Below are 16398 nucleotides of genomic sequence, written 5' to 3' on the forward strand. Positions count from 1 at the left end.
ACTTCACTTTCTAGTAAATATCGGTTCTATTATGGTAAAGTATTTGGCATAGAAGCACAATGAAGTGTAAATCGAAGTAATAACTTGACATAGCAAAACAAACGTAGTACTCTATTCAATGAACTAAATGACCAATTTATTCAAACGGTCAAATAGGTGGTGAGTAAATGGAGATTGATCGAAAGAAGAAAATTGTTGAGGCTGCTACACAATCCTTTGCTTTATTTGGCTATAAAGCTACTACGATGGAACAAATCGCCAAAATAGCTAATGTCGGTAAAGGGACAATCTATACTTTCTTTAAAAATAAAGAAGAGCTTTTCCGATTAATTATGGAAGATTTAATTAGGGAAATGAAGATTGCGGCAGAAGAGACTTATGAAGAAAACTTGTCTTTTCAGGAATATGTCCATCGTGCTATTTACAAAATGTTGGAGTATCGACTAGAGCATCAATTAGCCATAAAACTATTTGAAGAAGGAAAACTAGGTACACCAGAAGTAGTGGAAGCATTAAATTTCTTTGAAGATGCCATTATAAATTATATTAGTCATATTCTAGATGACGCTATTCGTAAAGGCTATATCGTTCCGTGCAATTCAAAAATTACCGCATTTATTATTTTAAAAATGTATATTGCATTAATTTTTGATTGGGAGAGAAATAATCCTTCTCTTTCCAAAGAAGAAATTGCTGAACTACTAAAAATATACATTTTTGAAGGTTTGTCTTTAAAAGATAATGGTGTTTAAATCATTATTGCTTTATTGAGAAGCAACTACCAGGATTATCAAATTAGATGATCCTATTATTTTCCACCAATTTGACCGAAATACTGTTTTGGTCACTTATTCATACCGTAAGGAGGATTTAGAATGAATGGTGTTAAATTATTCGGCAAGGAATTACAACGTATTGTAAAAGACAAGAAATTATTTATCCCAATCATTGCCATCTTATTAGTACCATTAATCTATGCTGGAATGTTCCTTTGGTCTTTCTTAGACCCGTATGCAAAGATGGATGAGCTACCAGTAGCGGTAGTTAATAATGATGAAGGTGCAATGATGGAAGATATCAGTCTCCACCTTGGTAATGAGTTAGTCAACAGTCTGGAAGAAAGTGAAGCTTTTGACTTTCATTTTATTTCGGACAAGGAAGCGATGAAAGGCTTGGATGATTTAACTTATTATATGGTTATCAAGATTCCAGAGAATTTTTCACAAAATGCAACAACATTGCTGGACCAGGATCCACAAAAGCTTCAATTAGAGTACATTTCTAATGACAGCTATAATTTTTTAGCTAGTCAAATTGGTGAAACAGCCATTAGTCAAATACAGTCCACCATGTCACATGAAGTTTCCAAGACATATGCCGAAACGTTATTTTCTAAAGTAACCGAAATGTCTGATGGGTTTAAGGAAGCTAGTGATGGATCGAAGCAATTAAACGATGGTGCAATTGATTTAAAAGGTGGAGCAACTGAAATTAGAGATAATCTAGAGATATTGGCATCGAAGTCCATTGAATTCCAAAATGGGATTAGTACGGCTCAGGTTGGTATGAGTGATTTAACCAATGGTACAGAAGAGCTTTTAACAGGTGTAGGACAATTAACGGATGCCAGTGGACAATTATTAAGTGGGTCAGCAAAACTAAATAATGGTACCAATTCTTTAGTAGACGGACTCGCTGATGCTACAAGTGGTGCGGTAACACTTAATGAAAATATTCCACAGCTTATAGTAGGTACGGAGGAAGTCCTAGAAGGTTTAAAACAGTTTCAAGCATCACTTCCTACTGAACTTGCAAGTGGTATAAGTGAACAATTAGCAGGTAGCTCTGGAGAAATGAGCGCGGGCATCAATCAACTACATGCTAACATTACTTCTGGACTATCTGATGAGCTAGTTCCTAATTTATCTGAAGGACTTGCGCAAGGTACTGCGGAACAAATTGCTGGTAACATTTTAAGTAGTCAACAACAACAACTGGAACAACTAGATCAGCTATTAACTTCTTATGAAGTAGAAGAAAAAGAAGCTATCTTATCCGCTTTTGCAACTAACACAACTTCTAAAGAGGAATTGACGGATGATTTATATCAATCGCTACAACCAAGTATCAGAGCGGGAGTTGCTGCAGGAGTTGCTGAATCCACCCAAAGTATTGATAGAGGATTTGATCAATACCAAAAGGAATTAACTAAACAGTTATCAGATAGCAATATGGAAAAGCAAATTGCTGATTCCACCGATCCCGTATTTAACAATTTAGCTAATGGTCTATCTATCATTAATAGTGGTCAATTAGATGTACAAAACGGGATAAGTATTCTAACTAATGGATTACACGAAATAAATGCTGGAGCAATTCAAGTCGGAAACGGGCAAAATGATTGGTATACCAATATGCAGCTGTTTGCAGATAAAATGGACGAAATGAAACTTGGCGTTGCCCGATTAAATGATGGCTCCCTCCAACTTAATAATGGGATGAATCAATTAATGGAAGGTGCTACTCAATTCAGCGATGGATCTGAAAGATTAACAGATGGTGCAACACAGCTTTCAGAAGGTACGAATGAGCTTCAAGATGGTACAGAAGAGTTAGCTACTAAATTAGCAGATGCATCTAAAAAAGTGGGAAGCATTCACACGGATAACAGCACGTATGATATGATGGCTAGTCCAATTGACTTGGAAATCCATCACGCTAACGAGGTTCCAAATTATGGTACTGGATTTGCACCATACTTCATATCTCTAGGATTATTCGTTGGTGCTTTGTTATTAACTATTATTTTCCCATTAAATGATACAGCAGGAATTCCAAAGACTGGAATTAGCTGGTTTTTAAGTAAATTCGGTGTCATGGCATTGGTAGGTATTATTCAGGCTATTCTTACTGACTTTATTATTCTGTATGGATTAGATATTAAGGTTCAAAGTGTTCCGTTATTCTTCTTGTTCAGCATGATGACAAGTTTAACCTTTATTACATTAATCCAGTTTTTAGTAACTACATTCAACAATCCAGGACGATTTGTTGCGATTATTATATTAATCTTACAATTAACAAGTAGTGCAGGAACTTTCCCATTGGAAGTAATTCCAAAGGCGGTTCAATGGTTTAATCCACTACTACCGATGACTTATTCGGTTTCAGGGTTTAAAGCTGTTATTTCTAACGGAGATTACAACTTTATGTGGCATAATGCCGGTATTTTATTTGCCTTTATGGGAGTTTCCATTATCCTTACAATTGGATACTTTATATGGAAACACAAAAAACAATTTGTGAAAAACAACCAAGAAGAAGCAGGAATCGCATAAAATGAAGAACATCCAAACCCATTCGCTACATACATAGCGAATGGTTCTTTCATAAGCGTAAAATAATTTACAATCTAGTATAATTGGATACTTATGGTAAAGTATAATACATGATGTAAATACTGAAAGAAGATGATATGAATGACACCAAACCAACAAGCCAATAACTTAATTACTGAAAAGTCACCATACCTACTCCAACACGCCTACAATCCAGTAAACTGGTACCCTTGGGGGGAAGAAGCTTTTGAAAAAGCAAAACAAGAAAACAAACCAATTTTTCTATCAATCGGTTATTCCACTTGCCATTGGTGCCATGTCATGGCCCATGAATCATTCGAAGACGAAGAAGTAGCCAAACTAATTAATGATCACTATATCGCCATAAAAGTAGATCGGGAGGAACGGCCAGATGTCGACTCCATTTACATGAAGGTCTGTCAGATGATGGCTGGTCATGGTGGATGGCCACTGACCATTTTTATGACTCCAGACAAGATTCCTTTCTATGCGGGAACTTATTTTCCAAAGGAGAGCAAATATGGACGTCCAGGCATTAAGGAAGCTCTAGAGCAATTACATATAAAATATACGACCGATCCAGAACATATTGCTGATGTAACGGAAAGTGTTCGGGAAGCCTTAGATAACACGATTAGAGAAAAAAGCAACAATCGCCTAACAATTGAAACGGTTGATCAAGCCTTCCAACAACTTGGAAGAGGGTTTGATTTTACTTACGGGGGATTTTGGGAAGCGCCTAAGTTTCCACAACCACAGAATCTATTATTCCTGATGAGGTATTATCACTTCAGCGGAAAAACCGCAGCACTTAAGATGGTCGAAAGCACGTTACAAAATATGGCTGCAGGTGGTATTTGGGACCATATTGGTTATGGTTTTGCTCGATATTCGACTGATGAAAAGTGGCTTGTCCCACACTTTGAGAAGATGCTGTATGATAATGCCTTATTATTAATGGTTTACACAGAATGCTATCAAATCACGAAAAAACCATTCTACAAAAATATTGCAGAACAAATAATTACCTTTATTAAGCGCGAAATGACTAGTAAAGATGGTGCATTTTACTCTGCAATTGATGCGGATTCTGAAGGGGTAGAAGGAAAGTATTATGTATGGGCAGATGAGGAGATTTACGATATTCTGGGTGAAGATTTAGGTGAGATCTATACCACCACTTATGGGATTACCCCTTTTGGTAATTTTGAAGGAAAGAATATCCCAAATCTAATTCGTGCTAACCTTGAAAGTGTTGCAGAAGAATTTGACCTCACGCTAAGTGAACTAACATCCCAATTAGAAACTGCTCGTCTGACATTACTCCAGGAACGTGAAAAACGAGTGTATCCACATGTAGATGACAAAGTCCTCACGTCGTGGAATGCCATGATGATTGCAGGTTTAGCAAAGGCGAGCCGTGTTTTTCAAAATCAAGATTATGTAACTTTGGCAAAAAGAGCACTCTCTTTTCTTGAGGAAAACATAGTAGTAGATGGCGATTTGATGGCCCGGTATCGTGAGGGAGAAACGAAATATCATGCTTATCTTGATGACTATGCTTATCTAATTTGGGCCTATATAGAATTGTATCAATTGGAATTTGACCTAACCTATCTCTCCAAAGCAAAAGCACAATTAAATATCATGATAGAGTTATTCTGGGATCCACATCATGGTGGTTTCTTCTTCAGCGGAAAAAATAATGAAAAGCTTATCTCCAATGATAAAGAAATTTACGACGGTGCAACTCCTTCAGGTAATAGTGTGGCAGCACTCATGTTAGGTCAGATGGCTAGTTTAACTGGCGAGGTAGATTATTTAGACAAAATAAATGAAATGTATTCTACCTTCTATGAAGACATGATGAAGCAACCTTCAGCTGGTGTTTTCTTCCTACAAAGCTTGCTGTTAACTGAGAACCCGACAAAAGAAGTGGTTGTACTAGGTCATGATGAAAATGTACAAGAGTTTCTAAATCATGTTCAGGATAAATATGCCCCTAATATTGCTTTACTAGTTGCTGTTACACCGGGGCAGTTAATAGAAGTTGCTCCTTTTGCTGCTAATTACAAAATGGTTAATAATCAAACAACCATTTATGTATGTGAAAACTTTGCTTGTCAGCAACCAACCAATGATATTATTGCTGCGTTAGCTTCTTTAGGAATAAAGTAAAGAGGTGCATTTGCACCTCTTTAATGCTTTAACTCCTGTAAATCCTGAATACTATCCTGTACTAATGTTACCGCTTGGCTCATTGCTGCTCCTCCACCAAATGCTGCGGTTACACCAATAGTTTCAAGAATTTCTTCTTCTGAACAGCCTTGGTCTAAACAACCCTTCGTGTGATAAATAATACAATATTCATCCTGTGCATATAGACTAACAGCTAGTGCGATAAGTTGTTTTTGTTTTTGGGATAATACCCCTTCTTTAAAACATTCTTCCGTAAACGCATTATAGAGCTCTGCAAGCTTGGGCATTTTCTTCGTAAAAGTACCAATTCCTTCTTTATAATCCATTAGTGCTTCTTCTGTTATGTTTCTAGCTTCCACTAAAATTCATCTCCATTCACTTTCTATTTTCGAATATAGTATGAGCTATTTTTGGAAGAGTACTCTTGACTTTATGGAAAGATATTGAAATTACCTTCAAAATTTGAATAAAGCCCAAGCGTACCAGGTAAATTCTTAGGCATTTCGTATCATTAGCGACATTTATAGCAGTCCGATATAATAGAAATAGGAAGGGGTTATGTAATATGATTAAAGTGAAAATGAATGTGCAAACTGCCTACCATGGAGAACTTTTCCGAGCGGGAAAAGTATATGAAGTAGATGAAACAACAGCAAAACGTTGGATTGCTAGTAAATTAGCTGTTGCTGTTGAAGAAGAGTAGTTTTATTATGTTGAGAGAATAATGGATATTAAAAAACTCCCGTTAGCTGTGTAGACACTGACGGGAGTTTTACTCTATCAATTAACGATTCGCAAAGAATTCCTCTGCCTTTTCTAAGAAAATTTCTTGTTCTGGTGTTAGATCATATTCCTCTTCTATCGCTGCAACTGGGCAAGCTGCTTTACAAGCTCCACAGTCGATACAAATATCAGGATCTATGTAAAATTGATCTGGACCTTCCTCTATACAATCAACTGGGCATACACTAACACATTCTGCTGCCTTTTCTTGTCTGCATGGATCTAAGATAACAAAAGCCATATATTTTAACCCTCCCCTAATACGGTAATTTTAAGAAACTCGCATTTTCAAATCCTTGTTAAATGCGCTCGTTTTATTCTATAGGCAGGAAAATAGTGATTCACATCTTTCTGCCAAGGTATATCTATATTTTAATGATACAACTTGTTTCACTTCAAGTAAACCGCTTCACGAAATGTTCATTTCTACTTGACTCTATTCTAATCGCTTGACCATCACGATATGTTCTCCAATCGGTGGTAAATCAAAAACCTCACCATGTGCCTGGAATCCTAACCTTTCATAATACCCTTGTACAGAGGTTCTACCATTACACCATAGAATAGTATGATTCTTTTGCTTCACTATTTCCACTGCAAAACTTACCACTAGTCTACCTGCTCCTAACTTACGAAACGCTACATCCGTGGCCATTGCACGTAAACGGAACTGATTATCTTCGAGGAGGTCGGGATGTTTTTCCTTATAAAATGAAGCTATAGTAATTAAGTTACCTTGATAGAATGCCCCAACATGAAAGGTATCCTCCGCGTAGTCTGCATCATACTTACATGCTTCAAAAGGCTGGCTTGGACGTAGGATGGTATGTCTTAAATGATAGGTATCCTCCGGTTTTATTCTTTTCACTTCTAGCATAAGCTCAATCCCCCATCAACTAAAAATCCCCCATACTATTATATTCTATTTTCTAGGCTAAATTTCCTGCGAAATCTTCACAAAATCTCGACAAAAAAACTGCCTAAGATAGTACTACCTAGACAGTTCAAAGTATATATCTATTATTTTTTATCTTTCAGCTTCGCTAGCGCTTCTGCCAGAGCATTATTCGTGAACCCATCATCTTGCTTCTTCAAATATTTGTTCACATCTTTTTTCGATACTTTATGTTTTTTCTCTTGTTCTTTACGTTTATTAAAGGTGGAAAGCTTTTCCCTATGCCCACAAGAGCAAGTGAACATCTGCCCTTCACCTTCACCACGTAGTTCTAAACGTTTATGGCAGTTCGGGCAGCGCGCATTAGTCTTTTTAGCAATGTTCTTCTTATGACCACAAGAACGGTCCTGACAGACTAACATTCTGCCATGCTTGTTATTGACTTCGAGCATAAGTTTTCCACAATCTGGACATTTGGTACCTGTCATATTGTCGTGTTTATAGGTTGTATCATTGTTCTTTATTTCCCGGATAATCTCTTTTGTATAATCCTTAATTTCAGTGATGAATTTATTTTTATTTAATTTACCCTCTGCAATCAAGCTAAGCTTTTGCTCCCATTCCGCAGTTAAAGCTGGGGAACGCAAGTCTTCTGGCGCTAAATCTAATAGTTGTTTACCTTTTGATGTAAGGAAGATGTGCTTTCCTTTCAGCTCCATATAGCCACCATTGAATAGCTTGTCAATGATGTCTGCCCGTGTAGCAACCGTTCCAATTCCACCTGTCTTTTGTAGGGTACCTGCTAGGTGCTTTTCATCTGGGTTCATATAGCGGACTGGATTTTCCATTGCTTGTAGTAATGCACCCTCGGTAAATCGCTCAGGTGGCTTAGTTTCTCCAGTTGTCTGCTTAACACTTATATTGGTATATTCATCACCCTGTTTGATTACAGGCAAGCGTTGATCATCAGACTCTTCTTCATCAAATTGACGATCATATACTGTCTTCCAACCTTGTTGCTTTACTACTTTTCCTCTAGCTGTAAACGATTCCGATTGAATCTCAGCATGAATGGTTGTTTGTTCATATTCATAAGCATCCATTAGTACCGCTAGGAATCGCTTCACAACCAAATCATAAATTCGACGTTCTTTATCGTCTAGGTCCTCCAAAATGGCTGGCTCTTCTGTCGGAATAATCGCATGGTGGTCACTTACCTTTGCATTATCTACGACAGACTTGGGAAGTTTACCAATTCCTTTTCGCAAAATAGACTGGGCAAAGTTTGCATATTGATCCACTCCACAAGCCTTTAAGCGATCAACTAGTGTTGGCACAATATCCGTAGAGATGACGCGAGAATCTGTTCTAGGATAGGTCAATACCTTATGTCGTTCGTATAGCTTCTGCATAAGAGATAACGTTTGTTTTCCAGAGAAACCGAATATCCGGTTAGCATCTCGTTGTAATTCCGTTAAATCATATAGCTGTGGTGCAAATTTCTTTTTCGCTGTCGTATCAATTTTCACCACTTTTAAAGGCTTACCTTTTAATTTACCAAGTAGGTCATCCGCTTTTTCCTTAGAGAACATACGTGTATTATTCTTTTGGTCCTGCCAAGTAAATATAATACCATTTTTGGATTTTGCTTGAATACCGTAATAGGTTTGTGGCTTAAATTCCTTGATTTCTTGTTCTCTTGCTGCAACCATGCCTAATGTCGGTGTCTGTACCCGTCCACTGGATAACTGCGCATTAAATTTCGTTGTAAGCGCACGAGTCGCGTTTAGTCCTACATACCAATCTGCTTCAGAACGAGCAACAGCGGATGCATAAAGATTCTCATAGTTTTTACCTGGCTTTAATTGTTTAAATCCATCACGAATTGCTTTATCCGTTACAGATGAAATCCATAAGCGTTTTACTGGCTTTTCGACACGAGCTTTTTCTATGATCCATCTTGCAACTAGCTCCCCTTCACGTCCAGCATCGGTTGCAATTACAATTTCATTTACATCCTTACGATTCATTTGTGTCTTGACTGTACTGAATTGTTTTCCTGTCTGTTTCATCACAACAAGCTTCAGGTTCGATGGAAGCATTGGAAGGTCTTCTAGTCTCCATGTTTTATATTTATCATCATAAGCCTCAGGGTCTGCTAGGGTGACTAAATGACCTAAAGCCCAGGTTACGATATAATTAGAACCTTCCATAAAGCCGTTTCCTTGTTTCGTGCATTTTAATACACGAGCAATATCACGACCAACGGATGGTTTTTCTGCTAGTACTAGTGTTTTACTCATCGTTTTAATTCCTTTCTACAAAACATCTAGTTATAACTATAGCATAATTTGAAGAAAATCGTGCCCGGCATGAAAAAACAGACTAGGACATACGTATTACCCAACTAGTAAATTACAAACAATTAGGGATTGGCGTAAACCCCCGCTCCGGAAATATACTTCACGTTCAATTCCAGTGAAAGTGATGTATCGCTCGTTTTATAGTTGAGTAAGTCAGTTTTGTCTTAGCCTCGTACATAAATTACCTTTCGTCAATCGGCTTCTTCTGAAAAATAAGTGATACATAATAAAATACTAGTGAAGCGATGACTCCTCCTACTAAGTACATCAACCAAAGTTGTGAAATAGATTCAAAGCCACCATTGGATATTGCCAAGATAATAATATAGATAACTGCTACTATGATCCCTGCTAATAGATAAAAGCCATAGCGTGTATAGTGTCGCGTCACTGGAGAGGAGAAATTCTTTTTCTCGATTAATTTATCGATTAAATAGGAAATGGGTATTCCCCCGATTAAATAGACAGGTGTCGAATACATTAAGAAAAAGAGCATCGGCAACCAAAAACTATCAAAACTACTCGTAGAAGTTGTCATATAATTAAGTAGCCCCATCAATCCACTGAACACTATCGAAGAAACAATAGCAGTAAGAAATCTTTTTAACATAATTTACCTCCTAGGTAACTAAAATCCCTTAGGATTTTCTCTTGACTAATATAAAGAAAATACTAATTAATAGCGAAGCATAGATTAGGATCCAAACAAATGGGAACCATTCTATATTTGATAAGGTTTGTCCATTCCAATTCATAAGAGGCTTTTGTGTCATAATAGCTGGTGGAATTACCCATACAAGATTTTTGAACATAGTTGGTAATACCTCGTAAAGCCCTATGGTTGTAAAAGAAATCGTAATAGTCAGTGCAAGTCCCCCGTAAGAATTCACGGTACTATTCATGAATATTCTACTAAATAAACTCGCTACACCTATTCCTAGTAAGGATAGCATGAAATGATTCATCAAGGAAATAAAGCCAACAGATAGGGAAACATTTTCCTGAAACATTCCAAATATGATTGGGTACATAAAAGCAAAAAGCGTAAAGATGGTGGAAGTTATGGCAATAGCCATGAATTTCCCTATATAATAATGGTTTTTGCCACCAGCATGCAAAATCATAAGTTGCCTCTGAACAGGTGAATCAAGCGCCAAAAAGCTTGTACAGAGCCAAGCCGAAATGACATACATCATTAATGAAGTAACTGCGTAACTATCAATCACAGGATTCGGTTTATAAGAATAGAAGACGACCATTAACAGAATAAACGTTGATAATGGAGGAAAATATTTTTGTGAACGCAAAAAATCCCTCATACTGTATTGAATGACGTATTTCATTATGCTTCCCTCCCCTCTTCCATAGAGTCTATGGGAGATACAGCTTCTACACTACCCTTTAACTCCAAGACCTTGAACAAAATTTCATCACTATGTTGTTGGGATACGTATAAATACAATTGATTCTCTCTATCCTCTATCTGAAGAATACCTTCCCAATCTTTGACATACGATTTATTCATTGAATTTATGATTAGAAGCTTCCTAGCACTATCATTAACTTTTGTACTAGTAAGTTTTCCATCTACTAAAAAGTAAGTCTTATCAACCACTGGCTCTAATAGATTCGCTTCATGGTACGTTAGGATGATGGTGGAACCATGATCTTTTAATTCCTTTATAGTTTCCATTAACATTTCTTGTGATTCTTTATCTAACCCTGATAAAGGCTCGTCTAAAATTAATATATCAGGATGTTGCAACAGTGCCTGGATAATACCAACCTTTTGGATATTTCCTTTCGATAATTCATGGATACGGATGTCTTTAAACTGTTCCAATTGAAAAAGAAGTAATAATCTCCTCATTTTCGCTTCGAGCGTAACTTTTGGAATTCCACCCATACTCCCCATATAAGATAGGTACTCACTTGGTGTAAAGCGGAGATTTTTTGGGAACCTCTCAGGTACATATCCAATAACAATCTCGTTAGAAGCATACTGAATATTTCCAGAGCTAGGTTTTTCAATACCAGCAATTAGCCTTAATAATGTACTTTTCCCTGTACCATTACCACCTAATAAAGCTACCACTTGATTGGATGGAATGGAAAAATTAATATCGTTCAGTACTGTTTTATTACCGTATTTCTTTGTAATATTTTTCAATTCGATAAAATTTTTCACGGAAGCACCCTCTTAATATTGGTCATTCATTTCTACTAATAGCTAACCATATTTTTACAAAATTTGAAAGAGTTTTATAACGGATTGTCCGCTTTGCTTCATGTATAAAACGCACACAATATTCCCTTTCACCATACAATACCCTAGAACAAGTAAAGGATATGGTGCTATGCTGTTTTACACAGGATTATTGCTTCTAGTAGTCGCTGTAAGTTTGGATGGATTTGGTGTTGGAATTTCCTATGGAATGAGAAAAATACTTGTTCCCAAGACTGCTTTAACTGTCATTATGATATGTTCCGGAATTGTTGTTCTTCTGTCCATGGTGATTGGAACTATGCTTCACGCTTTTTTATCAGTTGAATTAGCAAAAATACTTGGGGGATCCATTCTAATCTTTATTGGATTATTTTCTTTGTTCAATTCGATACGTGGGCAATTAAAAAAGGAAGAAGAGATAAGCCCACCATTTACATCCCCAAATAACTTTCAAAATATCAAGACCGTTATGGCAACTCCAGATCGGGCAGACCTTGATAAGTCTGGCACAATCTCCATTGGTGAAGCAATTTTGCTTGGAACAGCTCTTGCCCTAGATGCTTTTGGAGCTGGTATTGGGGCAGCTGTTTTAGGTTATTCGGTTATCTATACACCAATTCTAATCGCGGTTATGAGTGGGGTATTGGTTCATTATGGGATAAAGGTTGGTGTCGTTCTAGCTAGAAACAAGCGACTAGAACGAATGAATTTTTTACCACCTGTCATCTTAATCACATTAGGGGTTATTAATTTGATGTAAATAAAGCAGCCCGAAATCAGGTTCTGATTTCGGGTTAAAGATTATACCGGATAAAGTAATATCCAGATTTCTGGATGAGTTATCTAAGAGGTTATTAACTGAGGTTTTCCTTCTTCATGAAATGACATATTTCCTTAAGGACAACATACCATCTATTAGTAGTAGTGCTCCCCAAATAAGAGTTACATAGTTAAGTATTTGAAGATCATATAATTGCAACCATGTTATTGGTCCCACTGTTTCCTCAAACCACAAACCAACATTATTTAAATTAAAAATCTCCCAATCGAAAGTTTCCCTCATCATGAAACCAATTTGAACCAAAACAAATACAATAAGATGAACAAACCAACTAGCCCGTTTTTTCTTGGTTTCTTGTTTTTCTTGATGACCCATGCTCCCCCGCCTTTCACAACTACGTTTCCTTTTACGAATTATACCATTTACTCATTACCACTTTAAGGTAGTTGTTATAAAAAGAATAGAAAAAGGACCTGCTTTTACTATCTCAGGTCCAGATTTTTTAACGATAACGTTGGTGTATATTATTCTTTTTATAGGTCGGATACATAAATTCAAATAGTTCTAAAGATAAAGCAAGGGGACGGGTGTTAAACTGGTTCTCGAAATGATTCTCCACCACCTCAAACACCTTGTCGCAAGCCCTTTTTTTCACATCCTCTGACCTTCCACTCCCTATTTTTATAGTCACGTGAACAAAGGCATCTTCTTCTCCTGTTCCATCAGCTACAACATAATCATGTAGCGCAATTGCACGAGATCGAATACCACCAATGGGAAAGGCATCTCCCCCTTCGATAAGCGTTTTATTAATTTTCTTCAATAACCCTACAATATTACCGTCTTGCTTTAGGTTATCTGTGTATTCTACGGTTATATGTGGCATAAACTCACTTCCTTATCTAGCAAACTCTTTATCGCCAACAATCGTATTTTGCAACGATCCGATTCCTTCTATTTCTACTACAACTTCATCGCCTTCCACGACATTGACCGTTCCCTTTGGTGTACCGGTTAAAATCAGGTCATTTTCGTTCAACGTCATGAAACTGCTTAAGTACTCAATTAAAAATGGAATATCAAATATCATATCCTTAGTGGAACCTTCTTGTTTCAATTCACCATTCACGTATGTGTATAACTTTAAATTCATTGGATCCTTTATATCATGCTTCTCTACAAACCAAGGACCGATTGGTGTTAATGTGTCGCGATTTTTCACCGCTAAATTCGGACGATAATAGTTTTCTAAATAATCACGTATCGCATAGTCATTAGCAATTGTATAGCCGGAGACATAATCATATGCATCCTCACGCTTCACGTTTCGTGCCTTTTTACCAATCACCACTACTAACTCACATTCATAGTGCATCATTTCAACATTAGCTGGTCGTCTTGTTACACCGTTATGACCAATTAGTGTATTAGGGCCTTTTAAAAAGACAAGTGGCTCTTCTGGGGCATTAAAACTAATTTCATTTGCATGGTCCGCATAATTTAACCCTAGAGCAAATATAGTCCCAGGATTAATTGGTGGTAACCATATTACATCATCAAAATTAACTAGACGACCGTCCGCTAGCTTCAGTACTCCATTCTCTTCCACCGCATCATGTATGGCTCCATGGCAAGCTACTCGAGCATGCTTCATGCTTTTTCACCTCCAGCTACTTGAACATTTTCCAATACAAATCTATTTTCTAAACTACCGATATGATCAATCTCAATTCGAATCGTGTCTCCAGCTTTAGCAGTAGGTGGATTATGTGGGACACCCACAAGAAGTAAGTCCCCTTTTGCTAGCGTCATATAGTTGGTTACATCTTGAATTAAGCGAGGTATCGAGCGAACTAAATCTTTGGTGCTGTTGACTGATATTAATTCGTCATTTTTAAATGTCCAAATCATGAGATTGTCTGGGGAAGGTACATTGTCCTTTTGAACAATCCAAGGTCCAATTGGACAATAACCATCTCGAGCTTTTTGCTTGATTGCTGGTCGATAAAAGCTAGTATGTGGAACAGTAACGTCATTCACGATCGTATATCCATCCACATAATCAAAAGCATCCGCTTCTTTTACATTCGTAGCTGTTTTTCCGATTACTACTCCTAATGTCGCATTAATCTCAACTTCTTCTACTCCTTTAGGAATAGCTACTTCCTTTAGATGCGCGTTGATTGTATTTCTAGGTTTTATATAGAGTATTGGTCGTACTGGTTCATTCTGATAAGGAGGTTTCTTAAATTCTCCTTTTAAGGCATCTACCTGTTCTCTAAAGTTTAGTAACGTTCCATAAACAGTTCCTAATACTGGGGACTGCCAAGTGAAGGCATCCTCTGTTAATTTCTCCCCTTTCCACTCTATATGAGAAGGACCAATATAAATATCTTCTAGTCCAGTGGTGGAAGAGAATCTTGCTTTTGCATGGTATAGCATAGTGCCATCCCCCTATTTATTCGAGAATGTGTCATTTGTTTTATAAATTTATTCATAGGTTAACGGGCAGTAGAACCATTTTTGGTACCCTGCCCGTAATGAATATCTAGCGCAAATATAATAATAGTTTTTTCGGTTGCTCTATCAGTTCAATAAAACGATTCGTAAACATTACCGAGTCTGCCCCATCAATGATACGATGATCAAAAGACAGCGACATCGTCATAATGGAACGAATAGCAATCTCATCGTTTTCCATGACAACTGGCATTTTCTTTGTCTTATGAAACGCTATTATACTTGTTTGTGGATGGTTAATAATTGGTGTTGCTGCTATTCCCCCAAGTGGACCAACATTACTGATGGTAAAGGTGCCACCTTTCATTTCAGCAGCTGATAGCTTCTGCTCCTGTGCTTTCTTCGTTAATGTCTTCATCTCATCATGAATTTCATGAATGGATTTCTTATCTACCTCACGAAGTACCGGCACTAGCAGTCCCTTCTCTGTATTCGTCGCCAAACCAATATGATAGTCTTTCAAAAGACGAATTACCTGATTTTCCTCGTCAAGCTGTGCATTAAATAACGGGAACTCCTTCAACGTTATGACTAATGCTTTTAGGAAAAATGCCACTACAGAGATATTGGTACCAGTTTCCTTCAGTTCTTGACGGAAAGCCAATAAATTTGATAAATCCGCTTCATCAAAATGTGTAACATGTGGAATGGTAGAAAGGGATTCCGTCATCTTCATCGCTATTTGTTTACGGATACCGGTAAATGGAATTGTATCTCCAACTATAGTTTTAGATTCTTCTATAACAGGTATAGACTCTGCCTCTTCTAGTTTAGTCGGCTCCACATTTCCCTCACGTTCGCGAATGAACCTGAAAATATCATCATCGGTTACTCTACCAGCCGGACCAGATCCAACAACCTCTTCGATATTCACATTATTTTCCCGTGCAATTCTTCGCGTATGAGGTGCCGCAATAATTCGTTTTGGTGGTTGCTTATCTTTGGGTGAATCAGCATTTATTTCCTTTTTCTCCATTGTCATCACCGCAGCAGAAACTTCTTTTTCTGAGTTAAGGGGCTGTGGTTCTTCTTTACCATCATCGATTTCTAGTAAAACGGAACCAATTGTAATAGTAGTTCCTTCCGTATAGTTAAGAGTTTTTATAACCCCAGCAGTTGGTGATGGAATCTCTGCAACCATCTTATCGGTTTGCATTTCTACAAGAGGCTGATCAACCTTAACCGCATCCCCTACTTTAACTAAATAACTAACAATTTCGCCCTCTGTCATTCCTTCGCCAATATCATGAAATTTTACCTCGACCATAGGT

General features: G+C 37.3%; 17 protein-coding genes. 5 read left to right on the forward strand and 12 right to left on the reverse strand.

Annotation, left to right across the window (positions count from 1 at the left end; genetic code table 11):
* Window positions 1-167 precede the first annotated feature (167 nt).
* The 3 genes from G5W_RS0103460 to G5W_RS0103470 all read left to right on the forward strand — a co-directional run bounded on the left by G5W_RS0103460 (window position 168) and on the right by G5W_RS0103470 (window position 5537).
* Entirely contained in the window at window positions 168-752 is a 585-nt protein-coding gene (locus G5W_RS0103460; RefSeq protein ID WP_010094272.1) for a TetR/AcrR family transcriptional regulator, read from the forward strand.
* Between the two features lie 123 nt (window positions 753-875).
* Window positions 876-3338: a YhgE/Pip domain-containing protein gene (locus G5W_RS0103465; protein WP_010094273.1), complete on the forward strand. Its 2463-nt coding sequence runs from the start codon at window positions 876-878 to the stop codon at window positions 3336-3338.
* 141 nt (window positions 3339-3479) lie between these two features.
* Window positions 3480-5537 carry a thioredoxin domain-containing protein gene (locus G5W_RS0103470; protein WP_010094274.1) on the forward strand — a complete coding sequence of 686 codons (2058 nt, stop codon included), beginning with the start codon at window positions 3480-3482 and terminating at the stop codon, window positions 5535-5537.
* 20 nt (window positions 5538-5557) lie between these two features.
* Here the strand turns inward: G5W_RS0103470 and G5W_RS0103475 are convergent, their stop codons facing one another.
* The gene (locus tag G5W_RS0103475) at window positions 5558-5923 is read right to left on the reverse strand and encodes a carboxymuconolactone decarboxylase family protein (protein ID WP_272941562.1); all 366 of its coding nucleotides are present in this window, start codon (window positions 5921-5923) and stop codon (window positions 5558-5560) included.
* A gap of 200 nt (window positions 5924-6123) precedes the next feature.
* On the opposite strand from G5W_RS0103475, the gene G5W_RS23935 reads away from it, so the two are divergent.
* Window positions 6124-6261 (forward strand): hypothetical protein, encoded by a 138-nt coding sequence (locus tag G5W_RS23935; RefSeq protein WP_010094278.1) that lies wholly within the window; start codon window positions 6124-6126, stop codon window positions 6259-6261.
* An 81-nt stretch (window positions 6262-6342) separates the two neighbouring features.
* On the opposite strand, the gene G5W_RS0103485 is transcribed toward G5W_RS23935, so the two are convergent.
* The 6 genes from G5W_RS0103485 to G5W_RS20315 all read right to left on the reverse strand — a co-directional run bounded on the left by G5W_RS0103485 (window position 6343) and on the right by G5W_RS20315 (window position 11787).
* Complete coding sequence (locus G5W_RS0103485) at window positions 6343-6582, reverse strand: DUF362 domain-containing protein (RefSeq protein WP_010094280.1); 240 nt, start codon at window positions 6580-6582, stop codon at window positions 6343-6345.
* Between the two features lie 195 nt (window positions 6583-6777).
* On the reverse strand, window positions 6778-7218 hold the full coding sequence (locus G5W_RS0103490; RefSeq protein WP_010094282.1) for a GNAT family N-acetyltransferase: 441 nt from the start codon (window positions 7216-7218) through the stop codon (window positions 6778-6780).
* A gap of 143 nt (window positions 7219-7361) precedes the next feature.
* Complete coding sequence (locus tag G5W_RS0103495; protein ID WP_010094284.1) at window positions 7362-9539, reverse strand: DNA topoisomerase III; 2178 nt, start codon at window positions 9537-9539, stop codon at window positions 7362-7364.
* A 241-nt stretch (window positions 9540-9780) separates the two neighbouring features.
* On the reverse strand, window positions 9781-10209 hold the full coding sequence (locus tag G5W_RS0103500; RefSeq protein ID WP_010094287.1) for a hypothetical protein: 429 nt from the start codon (window positions 10207-10209) through the stop codon (window positions 9781-9783).
* 28 nt (window positions 10210-10237) lie between these two features.
* Complete coding sequence (locus G5W_RS0103505; RefSeq protein ID WP_010094289.1) at window positions 10238-10942, reverse strand: hypothetical protein; 705 nt, start codon at window positions 10940-10942, stop codon at window positions 10238-10240.
* Window positions 10942-11787 carry an ABC transporter ATP-binding protein gene (locus tag G5W_RS20315; RefSeq protein ID WP_010094291.1) on the reverse strand — a complete coding sequence of 282 codons (846 nt, stop codon included), beginning with the start codon at window positions 11785-11787 and terminating at the stop codon, window positions 10942-10944. The genes G5W_RS0103505 and G5W_RS20315 overlap by 1 nt, the downstream gene beginning before the upstream one ends.
* 169 nt (window positions 11788-11956) lie before the next feature.
* Here G5W_RS20315 and ytaF point away from each other — a divergent pair, with 169 nt between their 5' ends.
* Window positions 11957-12586 (forward strand): sporulation membrane protein YtaF, encoded by a 630-nt coding sequence (ytaF, locus tag G5W_RS0103515; RefSeq protein ID WP_010094292.1) that lies wholly within the window; start codon window positions 11957-11959, stop codon window positions 12584-12586.
* 114 nt (window positions 12587-12700) lie between these two features.
* On the opposite strand, the gene G5W_RS0103520 is transcribed toward ytaF, so the two are convergent.
* The 5 genes from G5W_RS0103520 to G5W_RS0103540 form a co-directional block, all read right to left on the reverse strand.
* Complete coding sequence (locus tag G5W_RS0103520; RefSeq protein ID WP_010094293.1) at window positions 12701-12982, reverse strand: hypothetical protein; 282 nt, start codon at window positions 12980-12982, stop codon at window positions 12701-12703.
* Between the two features lie 127 nt (window positions 12983-13109).
* Window positions 13110-13493, reverse strand: coding sequence for a 5-carboxymethyl-2-hydroxymuconate Delta-isomerase (locus G5W_RS0103525; protein ID WP_010094294.1), 384 nt, complete (start codon window positions 13491-13493; stop codon window positions 13110-13112).
* Between the two features lie 12 nt (window positions 13494-13505).
* Window positions 13506-14261, reverse strand: a complete 756-nt coding sequence (locus G5W_RS0103530) for a fumarylacetoacetate hydrolase family protein (protein ID WP_010094295.1) — start codon at window positions 14259-14261, stop codon at window positions 13506-13508.
* The gene (locus G5W_RS20320; protein ID WP_010094296.1) at window positions 14258-15049 is read right to left on the reverse strand and encodes a fumarylacetoacetate hydrolase family protein; all 792 of its coding nucleotides are present in this window, start codon (window positions 15047-15049) and stop codon (window positions 14258-14260) included. The genes G5W_RS0103530 and G5W_RS20320 overlap by 4 nt, the downstream gene beginning before the upstream one ends.
* 106 nt (window positions 15050-15155) lie before the next feature.
* Window positions 15156-16394, reverse strand: a complete 1239-nt coding sequence (locus G5W_RS0103540) for a dihydrolipoamide acetyltransferase family protein (protein WP_010094297.1) — start codon at window positions 16392-16394, stop codon at window positions 15156-15158.
* Window positions 16395-16398: the final 4 nt, after the last annotated feature.

The sequence above is a fragment of the Ornithinibacillus scapharcae TW25 genome (assembly GCF_000190475.1).
In the GTDB taxonomy this organism is placed as follows: Bacteria; Bacillota; Bacilli; order Bacillales; family Amphibacillaceae; genus Ornithinibacillus; species Ornithinibacillus scapharcae.

Excerpts from the sequence above, each read along its gene's own strand:
- G5W_RS0103520 (WP_010094293.1), bottom strand. The coding sequence starts at position 12,982 with ATGGGTCATCAAGAAAAACAAGAAACCAAGAAAAAACGGGCTAGTTGG.
- G5W_RS0103470 (WP_010094274.1), top strand. The coding sequence starts at position 3,480 with ATGACACCAAACCAACAAGCCAATAACTTAATTACTGAAAAGTCACCA.
- G5W_RS0103490 (WP_010094282.1), bottom strand. The coding sequence starts at position 7,218 with ATGCTAGAAGTGAAAAGAATAAAACCGGAGGATACCTATCATTTAAGA.
- G5W_RS23935 (WP_010094278.1), top strand. The coding sequence starts at position 6,124 with ATGATTAAAGTGAAAATGAATGTGCAAACTGCCTACCATGGAGAACTT.
- G5W_RS0103540 (WP_010094297.1), bottom strand. The coding sequence starts at position 16,394 with ATGGTCGAGGTAAAATTTCATGATATTGGCGAAGGAATGACAGAGGGC.
- G5W_RS20320 (WP_010094296.1), bottom strand. The coding sequence starts at position 15,049 with ATGCTATACCATGCAAAAGCAAGATTCTCTTCCACCACTGGACTAGAA.
- G5W_RS0103530 (WP_010094295.1), bottom strand. The coding sequence starts at position 14,261 with ATGAAGCATGCTCGAGTAGCTTGCCATGGAGCCATACATGATGCGGTG.
- G5W_RS0103485 (WP_010094280.1), bottom strand. The coding sequence starts at position 6,582 with ATGGCTTTTGTTATCTTAGATCCATGCAGACAAGAAAAGGCAGCAGAA.
- G5W_RS0103495 (WP_010094284.1), bottom strand. The coding sequence starts at position 9,539 with ATGAGTAAAACACTAGTACTAGCAGAAAAACCATCCGTTGGTCGTGAT.
- G5W_RS0103525 (WP_010094294.1), bottom strand. The coding sequence starts at position 13,493 with ATGCCACATATAACCGTAGAATACACAGATAACCTAAAGCAAGACGGT.
- G5W_RS0103505 (WP_010094289.1), bottom strand. The coding sequence starts at position 10,942 with ATGAAATACGTCATTCAATACAGTATGAGGGATTTTTTGCGTTCACAA.
- G5W_RS0103465 (WP_010094273.1), top strand. The coding sequence starts at position 876 with ATGAATGGTGTTAAATTATTCGGCAAGGAATTACAACGTATTGTAAAA.
- G5W_RS0103500 (WP_010094287.1), bottom strand. The coding sequence starts at position 10,209 with ATGTTAAAAAGATTTCTTACTGCTATTGTTTCTTCGATAGTGTTCAGT.
- ytaF (WP_010094292.1), top strand. The coding sequence starts at position 11,957 with ATGCTGTTTTACACAGGATTATTGCTTCTAGTAGTCGCTGTAAGTTTG.
- G5W_RS0103460 (WP_010094272.1), top strand. The coding sequence starts at position 168 with ATGGAGATTGATCGAAAGAAGAAAATTGTTGAGGCTGCTACACAATCC.